This is a genomic window from Micromonospora sp. CA-248260, from assembly GCF_050942205.1.
GTDB classification, from domain to species: domain Bacteria; phylum Actinomycetota; class Actinomycetes; order Mycobacteriales; family Micromonosporaceae; genus Micromonospora; species Micromonospora antibiotica.
The window spans coordinates 5,949,477-5,966,562 of record NZ_CP192021.1; the positions used below are offsets into that span (position 1 = coordinate 5,949,477).

A 17,086-nucleotide genomic window follows, 5' to 3' on the forward strand; every position below is an offset into this window, starting at 1 on the left:
TCAGGCGGCCCGGCGGCCCGGCACCGCCCGTCGGTCAGGTGGTCAGGCGGCCCGGCACCGCCGGGCGGTCAGGCGGTGTGGTCGACGACGACCTTGCCGAAGACCTCGCCGGAGCGCAGCCGGGCGAAGGCGTCGGCCACCCGGCTGAACGGGACCACGCTGTCCACCACCGGGCGCACCTCGTGTTCGGCGCAGAAGGCGAGCAGCTCGGTCAGCTCGTCCGGGGTGCCCATGGAGGTGCCGAGGATCTCCAGCTGCATGGCGAAGACCCGGCGCAGGTTCACCGGCGGCAGGTGGCCGGAGGTCGCGCCGGCGACCACGATCCGGGCCATCGGGGCGGCCGACTTCAACGAGTGGTCGAAGGTGGCCGCACCGACCGTCTCGATGACCACGTCGACCCGCTCCGGCAGCCGGGCGCCGGGCTCCACCGCGGTCGCCCCCAGCGCGGCGACGCGTTCCCGCTTGGCGGCGTCGCGGCTGGTGGCGTACACCCGCTTGCCGAGCGCCAGGCCGAGCGCGACCGCCGCGGTGGCGACACCCCCGCCGGCCCCCTGCACCAGCACCGCCTCGCCGTCGGCGATCCGGCCCCGGGTGGTGAGCATCCGCCAGGCGGTGAGCCAGGCGGTCGGCAGGCAGGCCGCGTCGGTCGCCGACAGGCCCGCCGGCAGCGGCAGCAGGTTCATCCGGGGTACGGCCACCCGCTCGGCGAGGGTGCCCTGGTAGTGCTCGGAGAGGATGGAGACCCCGCGCGGGTCGCCGGGGGTGGGCAGCACCGGGTAGATGACCACCTCGTTGCCGTCCGGGTCGGTGCCGGCCGCGTCGCAGCCGAGGATCATCGGCAGTTGACCGTCGGCGAGCCCCACGCCCTGTAGCGACCACAGGTCGTGGTGGTTGAGCGAGCTGGCCCGCACCTGCACCGTCACCCAGTCGTCGGCCGGGTGGGCGGGCTCGGGACGGTCACCGACGGTGAGCGCGGCGAGCGGGTTGTCGGCGTCGAACCGGGAAGCATAGGCGGCACGCATGATCCGCACCGTAACAGCGTAACGATCGTTCACGAAGGGTCCGGGCCGTCGGCCCGGACCCTTCGCACCTGCTCGGGGGCGCGTCGTGCGGCACGCGACCGGTCGATTCAGGCGCGGGCGACCCCGTCGTGGCGGGCCGCCTCGGCGACCGCCGCCGCCACGGCCGGGGCGACCCGGGGGTCGAGCGGGGACGGCACGATGGCGTCCGCGCTGAGCGACCCGTCGACCACCCCGGCGATCGCGTCGGCGGCGGCCACCTTCATCCCGTCGGTGATCCGGGTGGCCCGCGCGTCCAGCGCGCCCCGGAAGACCCCCGGGAAGGCGAGCACGTTGTTGATCTGGTTGGGGTAGTCGCTGCGCCCGGTGGCGACCACCGCCGCGTGCCGGGCGGCCACCTCCGGGTCGACCTCGGGGGTCGGGTTGGCCAGCGCGAAGACGATGCCGCCCGGGGCCATCCCGGCGACCGCCGCCTCGGTGATCCGCCCGCCGGAGACGCCGATCAGCACGTCCGCGCCGCGCAGCGCCTCGGCGACGTCACCCCGGCGGCCCTCGGCGTTGGTGGTCTCGGCGAGGTGCGCCTTGGTCGCGGTCAGGTCGGTGCGGTGCGGCCCGATGACGCCCCGGGAGTCGCAGACCACCACCTGTGCGGGGTCCACTCCCCCGGCGACCAGCATGTGGGTGACCGCCACCCCGGCGGCACCGGCCCCGCTGACCGTCACCCGCAGATCGCCGAGCTTGCGGTGCAGCAGGGTCGCCGCGTTGCGCAGCGCCGCCAGCACCACGATCGCGGTGCCGTGCTGGTCGTCGTGGAAGACCGGGATGGGCAGCATCTCGTCGAGCCGCCGTTCCACCTCGAAGCAGCGTGGGGCGCTGATGTCCTCCAGGTTGATCCCGCCGAACGACGGGGCGAGGGCCCGCACCGTCGCCACGATCTCGTCGACGTCCTGGGTGTCCAGGCAGATCGGCACCGCGTCGACGTCGGCGAACTGCTTGAACAGCACCGCCTTGCCCTCCATCACCGGCAACGAGGCACGTGCGCCGATGTTGCCGAGCCCGAGGACGGCGGAGCCGTCGGTGACCACCGCGACGGTGTGCGACACCCAGGTGTAGTCGTCGGCCAGGGCCGGGTCGGCGGCGATCGCCTCGCACACCCGGGCCACCCCCGGGGTGTACGCCAGGGAGAGGTCCTCGCGGGTGCTCAGCGGGACCGTCGGGGCGACGGCGAGCTTGCCGCCCCGGTGCAGCAGAAAGACGGGATCAGCGGGATCCACGGTGGACGCAGACATGGTGACTCCAGGATCTGTCGAGCAGACGGAGCGGCCGGCGCGAGGGCGCGAGGTGAGGCGGAGCGGCGACACGCGGTACGCGGTACGGGGGTCACCCGGGCACCTCCCGAGCATAGTCAGCCGACCCGTACCCGGTTGTGAGGAGGGTCATATCGGCGTGGTCGCCAGCCGGCCGGGACGGGGCCAGTAGCGCAGCACCACCCGGCCCAGCACGTCGGCCACCCCGTACGCCCGGGAGTCGTCGGTGACCAGCGCGTTGTCACCGTGCAACCACCAGCCGCCCTCCTGGGGGCGGACGGCACGCTTGACCACCAGCAGTTCCGGGCGGCTCCGGAAGACGGCCACCACCACGTCACCGGGGCGGACCGGCCGACCGCCCCGCCGGACCAGGACGGCGTCGCCGTGGCGCAGGGTCGGCGACATGGACGGCCCGGTCACGCCCACGGCGGTGAGCGGGGCGGACAGCCGTGGGGGGGAACCGGACCCGCCGACCGTCACGAGGTTTCCCCTCCGCCCCTGCCGGGGACGTGCTCAGGAGTAGTGTCGGCTCGGATCATCGCAAACATCCCATGGAGGACCCTGATGCGACTTGCCCGCATCCTTTCACCCCGTGTGACCGCCAGCGCGCACTGCGACCTGCCGTGCGGCGTGTACGACCCGGCGCAGGCCCGGATCGAGGCCGAGTCGGTCAAAATGATCTGCGAGAAGTACCAGACGAACACCGACCCGGAGTTCCGCACCCGGGCGATCCTGATCAAGGAGCAGCGCGCGGACCTGGTCAAGCACCACCTGTGGGTGCTGTGGACCGACTACTTCAAGCCGCCGCACTTCGAGAAGTACCCGCACCTGCACCAGCTGTTCAACGAGGCCACCAAGGCGGCCGGCGCGGCCGGCGCCAAGGGTGCGACCGACCCGGCCAAGGCCGACGAGCTGCTCCAGAAGATCGACGAGATCTCCAAGATTTTCTGGGAGACCAAGCAGGCGTGACCGTGCCCGCCACGGCACCGACGATCCGGCCGGCACGTCCTGAGGACGTGCCGGCCGTCGTCGCGATGGTGCACGAGTTGGCCGACTACGAACGGGCCGCCGACCGGTGCCGGCTCACCACGGCGCAGCTGGACACCGCGCTGTTCGGCCCCGCACCGGCCCTGTTCGGGCACGTCGCCGTGGACGACGACGACCAGCCGGTCGGCTTCGCGCTGTGGTTCCTCAACTTCTCCACCTGGGCCGGTGTGCACGGCATCTACCTGGAGGACCTGTACGTCCGCCCGACCCACCGGGGCACCGGGGCCGGTCGGGCGCTGCTCGCCACCCTCGCCGGGATCTGCGTCGAACGCGGTTACCAGCGGCTCGACTGGTGGATGATCGACTGGAACCCGGCCGCCCGGTTCTACGCCTCGATCGGGGCCGGGCCGATGACCGAGTGGGTGCCCTACCGGCTCGACGGGGCGGCCCTGCGCGCGCTCGCCGCGGTAGGGGTGACGTCGGCCACGCGTCCGGATGCCCGGCCGGGTAGAGTCCCGGACCGGGGGGATGAGGCGTGACTCAACTGACCGGCCAGCCAGCGACCGACGACGACGTGGTGCACCTCACCGTGCCCGCCGACGGCGGCTACCTGGGCGTACTGCGCACCGCCACGGCGGGCCTCGCGGCCCGTCTCCAGTTCGCCCTCGACGAGATCGAGGACCTGCGCATCGCGGTGGACGAGGCGTGCGCGATGCTGCTCGCCATCGCCACCCGCGACGCCGAGTTGGAGTGCCGCTTCGCGGTCACCGAGGACGCGCTGACCGTCGAGGTGACGGTGCCGACCGTGCGCGGGGCCGCCCTCCCGGGCGAGTCCTCGTTCGCCTGGAAGGTGCTCACCGCGCTGACCACGGCGGCGGCGGCCGAGTCGACCGACGGCCGGGCCACCATCTCACTGTTGACCCGCCGCTCCGGTTACTGAGCTCGTCGCCGGGGGCGGGGCGTCCCGGTCGCTCACGGCGGCCCCACCCGGCACGGTGGACCCCGGTTCGAGTCGACTCTCGACCGGTGGGCCCGTGCCGGTCGTCGCCACCGGGTCGGTCAGCCGAAACCCAGCGCCTTCGTGGTGGGTGGGCTGACCAGCAGCGCGCAGACGCCGAGACCGAGCACCATCAGCGGCACGCCGAGCCAGCCCAGCCCGCCGGAGATCATGAACCAACCGACCGGCAGCAGCATCAATTCCAGCACCATCGCCGGGGCGCGGGCACCGGCCCGGCGGCCCGCCAGCGCCCCACCCAACGCCCAGAGCGCCGCCGCCCCGCCGACGGCGAACCCCGTCACGAAGAGTGCCGAGACCAGGTCGGTCCGGGTGGCGGTGAGGTCGGCCCAGACCAGCCAGCCGGCGAGTGCCGCCAGCGCGACGGCCTCGGCCCGCAGCAGGCGTACCGCCCAGCGCAGGGTGTCGGGAACCGGCGCGGAGTCGATCGTCACGCGGGCCACGATACCCCCACCCGATCACGTAAAGTGCCGGCCATGCGGGCCGTCCTGGTGGTCAATCCGAAGGCCACCACCACCAGCGAACGCAGCCGGGACGTGCTGGTCCGGGCGCTGCGCAGCCAAGTAGACCTGTCGGTGCGGTACACCCGACGTCGGGGTCACGCCACCGACCTGGCCCGGGAGGCCGCCCAGGAGGGCGTCGACCTGGTGGTCACGCTCGGTGGTGACGGCACCGTCAACGAGGTGGTCAACGGCCTGATGACCGCCGATCCGCCGACGATCCGCACCGGTGGCTCCCCGGCGGAGCGGTTGCCGGCGCTGGCCACCGTGCCGGGTGGTTCGACGAACGTCTTCGCCCGGGCCCTCGGGCTGCCCCGGGAGTGGGCGGACGGCACCAGCATGATCCTGGAGGGGCTTCGGCTGGGCCGGTCCCGCACGATCGGGCTGGGGCGGGCCGACGACCGTTACTTCACCTTCTGCGCGGGCTTCGGCCTGGACGCGGCGGTGATCCACCGGGTGGAGCAGGCCCGGCGACGGGGCCGGGTGTCCTCGCCGTCGCTCTACTTCCGTTCCACCCTCAGTCACTACTTCCTCGGTTCGCACCGCCGGCATCCGGCGATCAGCCTGGAGCGGCCCGGGGAGCCGGCCGAGGGCGAGCTGGGCACGGTGATCATCCAGAACACCGCGCCGTGGACGTACCTGGGCGACCGGGAGGTCAACCCGAACCCGGAGGCGTCGTTCGATCTCGGGCTGGACGTGCTGGCGCTACGTCAGCTGCGCGTCGCCAGTACGACACGCACAGTGACACAGTTGCTGTCCCGACACCCCGATCCGCGCGGCAAGCAGGTGCTGCGGTTGCACGATCTGGGCGAGTTCACGCTGGTCTCGGCCCGCCCGCAGGCCTTCCAGCTGGATGGGGACTACCTCGGCGAGCGACACAAAGTCAGATTCACCTCCGTTTCCGGCGCACTGAGAGTAATCTGCTAGGTCTCGGGTAACGCCCTAGGTCGAGCGGTCGGGACACCGCGCGGCGCGGTGGCCGCCACACCGAGGAGGAGTGCCGGAAATGTCAGCAATGTCACGCGGACTGTACTATATTGATCCTCGACTGTGGTACGCCGGGTAACAGGGAAGCCTGAAAACCCGACAAAAGGGTCGTGAGCTTGCTCACCGAGCGGAGTTTTTCCGAGCGTCACCCCTTGACATCGCGTTCGTTCGTGAAAGTATTCACAAGCGAACTTGAGTTACCGGGACATTGCCAGGACATGCTCGGCCGGTTGAGCAGTTCCAGCAGGCCCAGGCGCTGAACGAGTCTGCTCACGCAATGCTGAATAGTCGTACGCGAACCGTGACGACCGGCACTGCGGACGCAAATAAGAAAAGCACCAGCGTTATCTGCCATCCATCCAGAATGAGGAGTGTTGCCGCCATGGACTGGCGTCACAATGCCGTCTGCCGCGACGAGGACCCGGAGCTGTTCTTCCCGATCGGGACGTCCGGCCCGGCTGTTCTTCAGGTCGAGCAGGCCAAGGCCGTCTGCCGGCGCTGCTCCGTGACCGACCAGTGCCTCCAGTGGGCACTGGAGTCCGGTCAGGACGCCGGCGTCTGGGGCGGGATGAGCGAGGAGGAGCGCCGCGCGGTCAAGCGCCGTGGCGGGCTCCGGGTGCTGCGCGCTCACTCCGCCTGAAAACCATCACACGCTGTTCGCCCCGGCCGGGTTCACACCCCGCCGGGGCGTTCTGCTTTCCACACGCTGCGTAATCAAGCGGACCGAAATGCCGGTGTCAGCGCAATCACGGAAAGTAGCGCCCGGGCAGTGACGCACATCACTCCACAGCGGTGGCGTCGACCCGGCGCAGCACCAGGTCGACCAACTCTGGCGAGTCGTCCAACGGCCCGCTGACGGCCACCGCACCCGCCCGGTCGGCCGCCGCCACCACCGAGTCGTGGAACAGCCCCGGGGCCAGGAAGTACGCCACCACCGCCACCCGACGGGCACCCGCCCCGCGCAGCCGGGTCACCGCCACGTCGGCGGTCGGCGGGGCCGCCGAGGCGTACGACACGGTGCAGGGCACCCCGAAACCGTCCGCCAGGGCGGCGGCGACCCGCCCCACCGAACCACGGGCCCGCGCATCCCGGGTGCCCGCCGCCGCCAGCACCAACGCGTCCACCGGCCCGGGTCGGGCCTCGGCCAACCGGCCGGCCAGCCCGGCCAGCAGCCCCGCGTCCACCGTCCCGTCGGCCGGACCGAGCACGTCGGTCACCCGTACCGTCAGCCCGGGCGCGACCTGCCGGGCCGCCGTGACCGCCGCCGGGACGTCCACCCGACGGTGGTAGGCGGCGGTGAGCAGCAGCGGCACCACGACCGCCGTCCGGTGACCGGCGGCAGCCAGCCCCCGCAGCACCTCCGTCGGCCCCGGATCGGTGTGGTCCAACCAACTGGGCAACACCGGGGTGCCCGGCCGGGCGGCCTCGACGGCACCGGCCAACGCCCGGGTCGCCGCCGCCGCCCGCAGGTCCCGGCTGCCGTGCGCCACCAGCACCACCGGCACCCCGGAGCCGGGCCGCGCCGCGCCGGACGCGACGGCGGCACCGGGCCGCACCACGGTGGGCGCGACGGCGGCACCGGACAGGCCGGTGGCCGGCGTGGTGAGTCCCACGCCGGCCACCGGAACGCGCTCCGGGCCGGTCAGAGGTGCAGACCGCACTCGGTCTTCTCGAACATCGCCCACCGGCCGGACCGGGGGTCCTCCCCCGCCTTGGTCCGGCGGGTGCACGGCCAGCAGCCGATCGAGCCGTAGCCCCGGCCGAGCAACTCGTTGACCGGGATGTCGTAGCGGGAGATGTAGGAGTCCACGTCGGCCTGCGACCAGGCGGCGATCGGGTTCACCTTGACCTTGCCGCGCCGGGGGTCGAACGTCACCACCGGCGTGTTCGCCCGGGTCGGCGACTCGTCCCGGCGCAGCCCGGCGGCCCAGGCGTCGTAACCGGACAGGGCCCGCTCCAACGGCTCCACCTTGCGCAGCTGGCAGCAGTCGTCCGGGGAGCGGTTGAACAGTCGGGGGCCGTACTCGCCGTCCTGCTGGCCGACGGTCTGCCGGGGCCGGATCGAACGCACGTTCACCGGCAGGCGGCGGGCCACCTCGTCGCGGACCCGCAACGTCTCCGGGAAGTGCAGCCCGGTGTCGAGGAAGACCACGTCCACCCCGGGGGCGACCCGGGACACCAGGTGGGCGAGCACGGCGTCGGCCATCGAACTGGTCACGCAGAACCGGTCGCCGAAGGTGTCGGCCGCCCAGCGGGCGATCTCCAGCGCCGGGGCGCCCTCCAGTTCGCGGCCGGCCCGCTCGGCCAACGCCCGCAACTCGGCCGGGTCACGCCGGGTGGGGTCACGGCGGGCCGGATCGGTCAGCCTCGGGCCGCCGGAACCGACCAGGCCCAGGCCCGTGGCGGACAGCAGGCGGGTCACCGGGCCACCGCCCGACTCAGCAGGCCGTTGAACTTCACGGTGAAGACCCGGGCGCAGGCGTGGCACTCCCAGGCGCCGTGTCCGGCCTCGTTCGGCCGCAGGTCCTCTTCGCCGCAGTACGGGCAGTACAGCGGCGCGGATCGGGTTTCGCTCATCGGAGTTCCTCCTCGTCGACCCTGATCACCCAGTTGGCGAACGTCTCGCCCTCGGTCCGGCCGGCCAGGTAGCGGCGGGCCAGTCGTTCCACGTACTCGGGAAGCTCGTCGGCGGTGGTCTTCAGGCCACGCAGCTTGCGGCCGAACCCGGCGGTCTGGCCCTGGGCCATCCCCAACCCGCCGCCGAGGTGCACCTGGAAGCCCTCCACCTGCCGGCCGTCCGGGCCGACCACCAGCTGGCCCTTGAGGCCGATGTCGGCGACCTGGGTGCGCGCGCAGGCGTTCGGGCAGCCGTTGAGGTGGATGGAGATGTCGGCGTCGAAGTCGCGCAGCCGCTCCTCCAGCCGGGCCACCAGCTCCTCGCCGCGCGCCTTGGTCTCGACGATGGCCAGCTTGCAGAACTCGATGCCGGTGCAGGCCATGGTGCCGCGCCGCCAGGCCGACGGCCGGGCCTCCAGGCCGATCCCGCGCAGCTCGTCGACCAGGGACTCGGTCCGCGCCGGCGGCACGTCCAGCACCAGCAGCTTCTGGTACGGCGTGAGCCGCACCCGGTCGCTGCCGTGCGCCTCGACCACGTCGGCGAGCTTGGTCAACTGCCCGCCGGACACCCGCCCGACCACCGGGGCGGCCCCGACATAGTTGAGCCCGTCGCGCTGCCGGTGCACGCCGATGTGGTCGACCGGCTTGTCGGGCAGCTGCGGGGCCGGGCCGTCGAGCAGGGTACGGCCCAGGTACTCCTTTTCCAGCACCTCGCGGAACTTCTCCACGCCCCAGTCGGCGACCAGGAACTTCAACCGGGCCCGGTTGCGCAGCCGGCGGTAGCCGTAGTCGCGGAAGATGCCGACCACCCCCGCCCAGACGTCCGGCACCTCGGCCAGCGGCACCCAGACGCCGAGCCGCTTGGCCAGCATCGGGTTGGTGGACAGGCCGCCACCGACCCAGACGTCGAAGCCGGGGCCGTGCTCCGGGTGCTCCACCCCGAGGAAGGCGATGTCGTTCGCCTCGTACGGGGTGTCGACCAGCCAGGAAATCGTGGTCTTGAACTTGCGGGGCAGGTTCGAGTACGCCTTGTCGCCGACGTACCGGCTGACGATCTCGTCGAGCGCGGGGGTCGGGTCGAGCACCTCGTCCTCGGCGACCCCGGCGACCGGGCTGCCCAGCACGATACGGGGGCAGTCCCCGCACGCTTCGGTGGTCTGCAGGCCGACCGACTCCAGCCGACGCCAGATCTCCGGCATGTCCTCGACCCGGATCCAGTGGTACTGGATGTTCTGCCGGTCGGTGATGTCGGCGGTGTCCCGGGCGAACTCCCGGGAGATGTCGGCGATGACGCGCAACTGGGCCAGGGAGAGCTGGCCGCCGTCGACCCGGACCCGGAGCATGAAGAACTCGTCCTCCAGCTCGTGCGGCTCCAGCACGGCGGTGCGCCCGCCGTCGATCCCGGCCTTGCGCTGGGTGTAGAGGCCCCACCAACGGAACCGGCCGCGCAGGTCCTGTGGGTCGATGGAGGCGAAACCACCGTGGGCGTAGATGTTCTCGATCCGGGCCCGGACGTTCAGCGGATCGTCGTCCTTCTTGATCCGCTCATTGGGGTTGAGCGGCTCACGGTGGCCGAGGGCCCACTGTCCCTCGCCACGGGGACGACGGGGGGCACGGGTGGCGGGAACGGCGGTGGCCGTCGGGGTCCCGGGACGGGCCGGGGTGCTGCTGACCGCCATCGCGGCGTCCTCCGTTGTCTCTGCGGTGCCTCGGTGGGAGCGCGCTCGCGGCGGCAGCCGGCCCGGGAAGGGCCGAGGACAACGGTGTCGGAACGGCCGGCGCGGAACACGCGCCCGAGACGAATGAGTCGGGCGTCGTCAGTGGGCCGGACAGATCGCGCTGCGCACGCGGCCGTAGTCGACGTGGCGACGGGCCACGAAGCGGCGGACGACAGCGGCGGTCATGCAGCCATGCTCCCACACCCTGCGGAGGTGGGCCAATGACCACGTGCGGGATCCCACATCACGGGCCGCATCCCCACCGTCACCGCCCCTGCCCGCCTCCCCGGCTCCCGGCGGGCCGGCAGGGCCAGCGGAGGGCCGGTGGGCAGACCAGGGGGCCGGCCGGCGAGCGGTAGATCGGCAGCTCGATCCCCCTATAGCCGTCCCCGCTGATGTCTCATGGACGCCCTGTCGAGCTGATGACGTAGACGAATCGCCACTCCGGCCGACAGACCATGCAGAGCATTGATGAACACCATCCACGAAAAGAAGGGTCCGCTCCGACCGCCGACGACCGACGGGTCGGGATCGGGATCAGTGGCTGACGGCGGGATCGGTGCCGGTCACCGGGACCGGGATAGGGAAAGGGATAGGGATCGAGAACGGATGTAATCCGGGGTCGGCGGGTCGGCGGGTCGGCGGGTCGGCGGGTCGGCGGGTCGGCGGGTCGGCGGGTCGAGGGGTCGGCGGGGCCGGCGGGGTCGGCGACCGTGAATCGTTTACGGCATCAGCTCTAAAGGAAGCGAACCACTACCACCCTGCCCGCCAGGAGGATGCCGTCCCGTTGGACGCCGGCCGGGCCAAGCCCCGAGGGCGGCACCATCACCGCTCGACAGCGGACACGGTGGGATTCGGCTCCGGCGGCATCGTCGGGACGGATGTGGGACCCTCGACCGGTGGGCACAATGTCCGGAAAGCGGCATTGGCGGTTGGCGGCAGGATCGTCAGCGGGTTCGTGGACGGGTGCGCTGGTCTGGGCGGTTCCGCTGCTGGTCACCCTGGCCGCCGGCTGCTACGGGATCAGCCAGGCCCAGCCCTGGCGCGACGAGTTGGCCACCTGGAGCGCGGCCACCCGAGGTGTCGGGGACGTGTTCCGGCTCACCCGAACCGTCGATGCGGCGACCGGGGCGTACTACCTGCTGGTGCACGGCTGGACCGGGGTGTTCGGCGACTCGGTGGCGGCGCTGCGGTTGCCCTCGGTGCTGGCGATGGCGGGGGCGGCGGGCTTCACGGCCGTACTCGGTCGGCGGTTGTTCGGGGCACGTGCCGGCCTGGTCGCCGGCCTGCTCTTCGCGGTCCTGCCGGGTACCTCCCGGTATGCCCAGGAGGCCCGGCCCTACGCGCTGGTGACCTTCTTCGCGGTGCTGGCCACCGTGCTGCTGGCCCGCGCGTTGGACGGCCCGGGGTGGCAGCGCTGGTCCTGCTACGCCGCAGCCGTCGCCGGGCTCGGTCTGGCCCATCTGCTCGCCCTGGGCCTGCTCGCCGCGCACGCCGTGGTGGTGCTGGCCGCCCGGGTCCACGGCCGTCCGACCGCCGACCCCACCGGTCCGCCCGCCAACAGCAACAGCCGACCGGGCAACAACCAACCAGGCAACAGCAGACCGAAAGATAGCGGGCGGGGCGACAGCAGACCGGGCAAAGGCGGACCAGGCGAAGGCGGACCAGGCGAAGGCGGACCAGGCGAAGGCGGACCAGGCGAAGGCGGACCAGGCGAAGGCGGACCAGGCAACAGCAGACTGGGTGATAGCGGACCGGGCAAAGGCGGACCGGGTAACAGCGGGCGGTGGGACCGGCGGTTGGGGTGGTGGGCGGTGGCCGTGCTGGTCGCCGGGGTGGTGCTGTCACCGCTACTGGTCACCGCGCAGGGGCAGCGGTCCCACCAGCTCGACTGGGTCGCCCCGGCCCGGCTGGCCGACCTGGCGGCGTTGCCGGGCGGGCTGGCGCAGAGCGGCGTGGTGGGCGGGCTGCTGGTCGGACTCGCCGCGCTCGGGGCCGCCCGCTCGGGGCGGCGCGGTCTGCTCCCCGACGCCTGCGTGGTGCTGCCGGTCCTGCTGCTCTTCGTCGCCGCGCTGGCCGTACCCCTGTGGGTGCCGCGTTACCTGTTCTTCACGGTGCCCTTCGCCTGCCTGCTCGCCGGTGCCGCCCTGGCCGCGCCGCCGCCCACGGCCCGGACGGGAGCGGTGGCGGTGGTGGCGCTGGCCGCGCTGCTCGGGCTACCGGACCAGGCGGCGGTACGGCACAGCCACGGCTGGCCGCGCAGCGCGACCGTCGACTACCGGGGGGCGGCGGCGGTGATCGCCGCCGGGCAGCGGCCCGGTGACGCGGTGGTCTACTCGCCCCGCGACGGTTGGCTCTTCCTCGACCTCGGCATCGACTACCACCTGGCCCGGACAGCCGGGGACCGGACAGCCGGGTCCGCCGCCGGGGTGCGACCCCGGGACGTGCTGGTCACCAGCGGGCGGCAGGACCGAGCCGATCTGTGGGTCGACGAGTGCCCCCGACCCACCGGGTGCCTGGCTGGCGTGGACCGGGTCTGGCTGGTGGTGGCCGGGCGACACGACGATCCGCTCGCGGCGGTGCCGGGCGGCAAGGGCGACGCGCTGCGGGCCGGGTTCACCGTCGAGCAGGTCCGACCCCGGCCGGGGGTGACGGTGGCGCTGCTCGTCCGTCGGCGTTGACCACACCCGCCCGGCCCGGCGGACGCCGGGCGGGTGCCCGGCGCAGCTCCCCCGTCAGGCCGGTTTGCGTTCCAGCAGGACCACCCGGACCCGGTCGAACCGCTCGACGTGCCGGATGAGGAAACGCTGCCGTAGCAGGGCCTCACGGGCCGGTGGCAGTCCGGCCAGCGGGTCGTTGAGGTGGCCCGTCTCCACCAGCCAGATCCGCCTGGTGTCGCCGAGGCAGGGCAACGGCTCCCGGCACTCGCGGGCGGTCAGCCAGCCGGTCTGCCGGGCCGGTACGGCCACGAAGACGTCCCGGGGGTGCAGTTGGTCGCGCAGCCCGTAGTCGGTGGCCTTGCGGGCCACGTCGCTGGAGCCACCGAACCCGTCGTTGTAGGCGACCCCGTCGCCCGGCTTGACCTGCTTGCCCAGGTAGCGGACCGCGTCAAGGTAGCGGGGCTGCCCGTCGGCCTCGTTGGAGCGGACCCGCTCCTGCGCCGGCAGGGTCTGCCAGGCCAGCACCGGCAGCAGCACCAACGCGCCGGCCAGCCAGGCCGCCGGCACCCGCCCCCGGGTCGCCAGCCGGGCGGTGCGGCAGACCGCGAACGCGGCGAGCAGCGCCCACGCCGGCACGGTGAACAGGAAGTACCGGGCCAGGAACAGGTGCACCACGCTGAACGTCAGGTAACCGGCGACCGGGGGCAGCACGGCCCAGATCAGCAGCATCAGCACGGTGTTCCGCCACTGCCGGCCGGCCACCGCCACCGCGAGGGCGGCGAACGCCGCGACCAGCGCCAACGCGGCCGTCGTGCCGGTCAGGTTCGCCAGGAAGCGCAGCACGGCGTCGCCGTCGTTCTCCACCCAGGAGATCTGCCCGGACTGCCGGCTGCCGAGGATCAGCACCGGGAGGACGAACAGCCCGGCGATGCCGGTGGACGCCGCCCACCGCCACCGGGGCTCCTCGCCGCGCACCGACCGCCACAGGTGGAACAGGTGCGCGACCACCACCAGCAGCGCGACGAAGTGCAGCCAGCCGACCAGCACCAGCAGCACGCCGTACGCCCACCAGCGGCCCCGGGTCGGCCGGTCCACCGCGCGCAGGAAGAGCCAGGTGGCCGCCACCGCCGCCAGGGTGACCAGGGCGTACGAGCGGGCTTCCTGGGCGTACCGGGAGACGGTGGGCAGCAGGGCGAAGACCAGGCCGGCCAGCACCCCGACCGGGGTGTCGAAGAGTCGCCGCCCGATCAGGGTGACCAGCCCGGCGGTGAGCCCGATCGCGAGCACCGACGGCAGCCGCAGGGCGGTCGTCGAGTCCCCGGTCAGCGTGGTCAGCACCGACATGATCACGTAGTAGCCGGCGTGCACCAGGTCGATGTTGCCGACCAGCATCCGGAACTGCTCGACCGACAGTGACGTGACGTGCCAGGTGACCAGTTCGTCGTTCCACAGGTCCCGGGCGTCCAGCCGCCACCAGCCGAGGCCGAGCGCGACGACGGTCGGCAGCAGCGCCCACCAGCCGCCGCCCCGGCCCGCCGCCCGCCGGGGTACGGCGTGACCGGTGACCTCCGCCGGGTCGGCCTGCCCGGTCCACTGGATAGCCGGCGCGGTCACTTCACGGTCCGGATGTCGAAGCCGAAGGTGTCCTTGGCGGCGGACCGGCGGAACGCGCGCAGCGCGGCGTCGTCCCGGTCGATGTTCCACTTCCCGGAGCCGTTGATGTTGAAGTACGCCACCCCGAGGAGGTCCTTGCGCTTGGTCACGTTGGTGAGCAGGTCGGTGATCTGGGCCGGTCGTCGGCTGCTCGGTTCGGCCCCGGTCTCCACGATCAGCAGCGGACGCCTGGTGAAGGTGCGGATCTGGGTGATGGTGGGGACGAAGAGGTCCTGGAACGTCTTGAGGCCACGGTTGGTGTAGTACCCGTCCATGCCGACCCAGTCGACGTAGGCGTCCCCGGGGTAGAGCGCCCTGATGCTGACCTTGCGCAGGTAGTTGACGACGTTCGGGGTCCACGTCCAGATCACGTTGGTGGCGCCCTGCTGGGTGAAGATGTCGTGCAGGTGCCGCCAGGCGGCGACGTACTCGCTGGCCTTGGTCTGCTTCGTCCCCCAGGAGTACCAGTGCCCGTTCATCTCGTGGGCGAAGGTGAGGGCGATCGGCAGGTTCAGGGTGCGCACGGCGGCGGCGAACTCCTTGACGTACGCGTCGTGCTTGCCGGCGGCGATGTCCCGCAGCGGCACGTCGTACGGCTCCCAGCGGATCACCGCCAGCGCGCCGTAGTTGTGCAGCTCGCGGACCTCGCTGGCGGCGAACCTGTCGTCGAAGCTCTCGAAGATCGCCACCAGGTTGGGGGTCTTGCCGGTTTCCTCGGCGAAGGCGCGGACCCGGCCCATCTCGGCACCGCCGGTCACGGTGACGCCGAGGTACTTGCCCTTGGGTGACTTCAGCGCGGTGACGTCGTACGCCGGAATCTGTTCCTCGGCAGCGGCGGCCCCGCCCGGCCCGCCGGCGGACCCGGCGACCTTGATGTCGACCCGGCGCAGCACGGCGAACTCGGTGAACGCCAGCGCGACCACCAGCAGGAAGGTGACGAGGTATTTCGTCCTCACCGGACGACCTCGACGTCGCGTTCCGGGTCGACCAGCAGCGCCTGCCCGACGACGGCCAGGTAGAAGACCGCGCTGAGCAGGGCCGGTACGAAGATCCACGGTTCGGGTTCGACGAGCATCCGCCAGCCGGCGACACCGGCCCAGACCAGGCCGGTGCCGGCGGTCCAGACCTTCATGGCGGTCCACAGCCGTCGGGTCTTGCTCTTCTTGGCGGTGCCGCCGGTGGGCTGCCAGCCCATCCGCCGGCCCCGGACGATGTCGATGATGGCGAAGGCGTGCGCCCAGCCGTAGAGCATCTTGACCGTCCAGCTCTCCAGGCCGTAGCGGCTGCGGTGCCAGAACGGAAAGATGATCATGTTGTAGACCACGCTGGGCAGGATCAGCAGGTAGTTGGCGAGCGCGATCTGGTGCGCGAACGCGGTGAGCATCAACACCGGGATGACCGGCGCGACGAAGGTGAACAGCCCCGTGTGCAGGTAGTAGCAGAAGCCGGAGATGTAGCTGAGCCGGGCCCGCAGCCGCAACTTCGTCGACCAGAACTTCCTCGACCCGAGCAGGCTCATCGAGCCGGCGCACCAGCGGTACTGCTGGGTGAAGAACGAGTCCACGTCCGACGGGCAGAGCCCGGCGGCCAGCACGACCGGGATGTACCGCAGGTTCCACCCCTTCATCCGCAGGTCGAAGCCGGTGTGCACGTCCTCGGAATGCTCGATCAGGGTGGACCCGCCGATGGAGAACAGCGCGTCGCGGCGGTAGACGGCACAGCTGCCCACGCAGATCGCCGAGTCGTGGGCCTGTCGGGACACCTGCACCGACCGGTAGAACAGCTCCTGCACCGCCCCGGCTCCCCGCTCCACCCAGGTCTGCCCCAGGTGCACCCGGAAGAACTGCGGCGACTGCACGATGCCCGCGTTCGGCTCGGCGTCGAACCAGGGCAGCATCTGGTCGAGCATGTCCTTACGCGGGACGAAGTCGGCGTCCAGCACCAGGATGAAGTCGCTCATGGTGCGTTCGAAGGCGTACCGCATGTTGCCGGCCTTCTTGAACCAGCCCCGGTTGGGTCGCCGCTGGTAGACGAAGCCGAAGGCGAGCGCCATCCGTTCCATCGCCTCGTTGGGCGAGTCGTCGAGCACGTAGACGGTGACCTCGCCCCGGTAGTGGCGGCCCATCGCCCGCACGTGCTCCCAGGTGTTGCGCAGCACGTGCGCAGGCTCGCCGCAGACCGGCAGGAACACGTCGACGCTCGGGTAGCGGGCCGGCCGCCAGGTGCGCACCAGTTCCTGGTGGCGGGCCAGGTCGAAGCCCGGGGTGAAGAGGTTCACCGCCAGCGAGATGAGGTAGTAGACGACGGTGAAGAACAGCAGCGGGGCGAGCAGCCACAGCCACGGGGTGAGCCGGACGAAGAGCAGTTGGCTGGTGATCAGGCAGCCGAAGCTGACCAGCGACGGCACCATCAGGGCGGCCAGTCGCCGCTTGCGGTAGGAGAACAGCTCGGCGTCCGTCGGCGGCAACGGCACCGGGGCGTACGCGGGCCGGTGCGCCTCGTCGGAGGGCTTGCGGGGGGTCCACTTCGACGTCTGACGCGGCACCCGGAACTCGGCGGTCGGCGACAGCACCGCAGCCGGATCGACCGCAGGCGGTGAGGTCATCGCTTCGTCTCCCCCGCCC

Annotated in this window: 17 protein-coding genes; 6 read left to right on the top strand and 11 right to left on the bottom strand. The window is 72.1% G+C overall.

Annotated elements, in window-relative coordinates:
• Positions 1-68: 68 nt before the first annotated feature.
• The 3 genes from ACQP2H_RS25635 to ACQP2H_RS25645 form a co-directional block, all read right to left on the bottom strand.
• The gene (locus ACQP2H_RS25635) at positions 69-1,031 is read right to left on the bottom strand and encodes a zinc-binding dehydrogenase (protein ID WP_357535074.1); all 963 of its coding nucleotides are present in this window, start codon (positions 1,029-1,031) and stop codon (positions 69-71) included.
• Between the two features lie 98 nt (positions 1,032-1,129).
• Positions 1,130-2,308, bottom strand: coding sequence for an NAD(P)-dependent malic enzyme (locus ACQP2H_RS25640; protein ID WP_219464511.1), 1,179 nt, complete (start codon positions 2,306-2,308; stop codon positions 1,130-1,132).
• A gap of 147 nt (positions 2,309-2,455) precedes the next feature.
• On the bottom strand, positions 2,456-2,806 hold the full coding sequence (locus ACQP2H_RS25645) for a S24/S26 family peptidase (protein ID WP_433229181.1): 351 nt from the start codon (positions 2,804-2,806) through the stop codon (positions 2,456-2,458).
• A gap of 84 nt (positions 2,807-2,890) precedes the next feature.
• Between ACQP2H_RS25645 and sodN the strand changes: the two genes are divergently transcribed.
• From sodN to ACQP2H_RS25660, 3 genes are read left to right on the top strand one after another with little or no spacing between them, the layout of a single operon-like run.
• Complete coding sequence (sodN, locus tag ACQP2H_RS25650) at positions 2,891-3,295, top strand: superoxide dismutase, Ni (RefSeq protein WP_433229182.1); 405 nt, start codon at positions 2,891-2,893, stop codon at positions 3,293-3,295.
• Complete coding sequence (locus ACQP2H_RS25655; protein ID WP_308290903.1) at positions 3,292-3,852, top strand: GNAT family N-acetyltransferase; 561 nt, start codon at positions 3,292-3,294, stop codon at positions 3,850-3,852. Before sodN ends, ACQP2H_RS25655 begins: the two co-directional genes overlap by 4 nt.
• Entirely contained in the window at positions 3,849-4,253 is a 405-nt protein-coding gene (locus ACQP2H_RS25660; protein ID WP_208568337.1) for an ATP-binding protein, read from the top strand. Before ACQP2H_RS25655 ends, ACQP2H_RS25660 begins: the two co-directional genes overlap by 4 nt.
• A 119-nt stretch (positions 4,254-4,372) precedes the next feature.
• Here the strand turns inward: ACQP2H_RS25660 and ACQP2H_RS25665 are convergent, their stop codons facing one another.
• On the bottom strand, positions 4,373-4,762 hold the full coding sequence (locus ACQP2H_RS25665) for a hypothetical protein (protein ID WP_219464513.1): 390 nt from the start codon (positions 4,760-4,762) through the stop codon (positions 4,373-4,375).
• A 42-nt stretch (positions 4,763-4,804) separates the two neighbouring features.
• Between ACQP2H_RS25665 and ACQP2H_RS25670 the strand changes: the two genes are divergently transcribed.
• Entirely contained in the window at positions 4,805-5,755 is a 951-nt protein-coding gene (locus tag ACQP2H_RS25670) for a diacylglycerol/lipid kinase family protein (RefSeq protein ID WP_219464514.1), read from the top strand.
• A 442-nt stretch (positions 5,756-6,197) separates the two neighbouring features.
• Complete coding sequence (locus ACQP2H_RS25675; protein WP_067311984.1) at positions 6,198-6,455, top strand: WhiB family transcriptional regulator; 258 nt, start codon at positions 6,198-6,200, stop codon at positions 6,453-6,455.
• 139 nt (positions 6,456-6,594) lie between these two features.
• Here the strand turns inward: ACQP2H_RS25675 and ACQP2H_RS25680 are convergent, their stop codons facing one another.
• The 4 genes from ACQP2H_RS25680 to ACQP2H_RS25695 form a co-directional block, all read right to left on the bottom strand.
• A complete protein-coding gene (locus tag ACQP2H_RS25680) occupies positions 6,595-7,371 on the bottom strand; it encodes a sirohydrochlorin chelatase (protein WP_308291116.1) in 777 nt (258 codons plus the stop codon).
• Between the two features lie 86 nt (positions 7,372-7,457).
• Positions 7,458-8,237, bottom strand: a complete 780-nt coding sequence (locus ACQP2H_RS25685; protein WP_433229185.1) for a phosphoadenylyl-sulfate reductase — start codon at positions 8,235-8,237, stop codon at positions 7,458-7,460.
• A complete protein-coding gene (locus tag ACQP2H_RS25690; RefSeq protein ID WP_208568333.1) occupies positions 8,234-8,392 on the bottom strand; it encodes an IS1 family transposase in 159 nt (52 codons plus the stop codon). Before ACQP2H_RS25690 ends, ACQP2H_RS25685 begins: the two co-directional genes overlap by 4 nt.
• A complete protein-coding gene (locus tag ACQP2H_RS25695; RefSeq protein WP_219464517.1) occupies positions 8,389-10,110 on the bottom strand; it encodes a nitrite/sulfite reductase in 1,722 nt (573 codons plus the stop codon). The genes ACQP2H_RS25690 and ACQP2H_RS25695 overlap by 4 nt, the downstream gene beginning before the upstream one ends.
• A 947-nt stretch (positions 10,111-11,057) precedes the next feature.
• On the opposite strand from ACQP2H_RS25695, the gene ACQP2H_RS25700 reads away from it, so the two are divergent.
• Positions 11,058-12,830 carry a glycosyltransferase family 39 protein gene (locus ACQP2H_RS25700; protein ID WP_219470339.1) on the top strand — a complete coding sequence of 591 codons (1,773 nt, stop codon included), beginning with the start codon at positions 11,058-11,060 and terminating at the stop codon, positions 12,828-12,830.
• Between the two features lie 54 nt (positions 12,831-12,884).
• Here ACQP2H_RS25700 and ACQP2H_RS25705 read toward each other — a convergent pair whose 3' ends face one another.
• Genes ACQP2H_RS25705 through ACQP2H_RS25715 form a run of 3 tightly spaced genes read right to left on the bottom strand, consistent with a single transcriptional unit; the run spans position 12,885 to position 17,067 of the window.
• Positions 12,885-14,423: a glycosyltransferase family 39 protein gene (locus tag ACQP2H_RS25705; RefSeq protein ID WP_433229188.1), complete on the bottom strand. Its 1,539-nt coding sequence runs from the start codon at positions 14,421-14,423 to the stop codon at positions 12,885-12,887.
• Complete coding sequence (locus tag ACQP2H_RS25710; protein ID WP_219464519.1) at positions 14,420-15,418, bottom strand: glycoside hydrolase family 26 protein; 999 nt, start codon at positions 15,416-15,418, stop codon at positions 14,420-14,422. Before ACQP2H_RS25710 ends, ACQP2H_RS25705 begins: the two co-directional genes overlap by 4 nt.
• Positions 15,415-17,067, bottom strand: coding sequence for a glycosyltransferase family 2 protein (locus ACQP2H_RS25715; protein WP_219464520.1), 1,653 nt, complete (start codon positions 17,065-17,067; stop codon positions 15,415-15,417). The genes ACQP2H_RS25710 and ACQP2H_RS25715 overlap by 4 nt, the downstream gene beginning before the upstream one ends.
• Positions 17,068-17,086 lie beyond the last annotated feature (19 nt).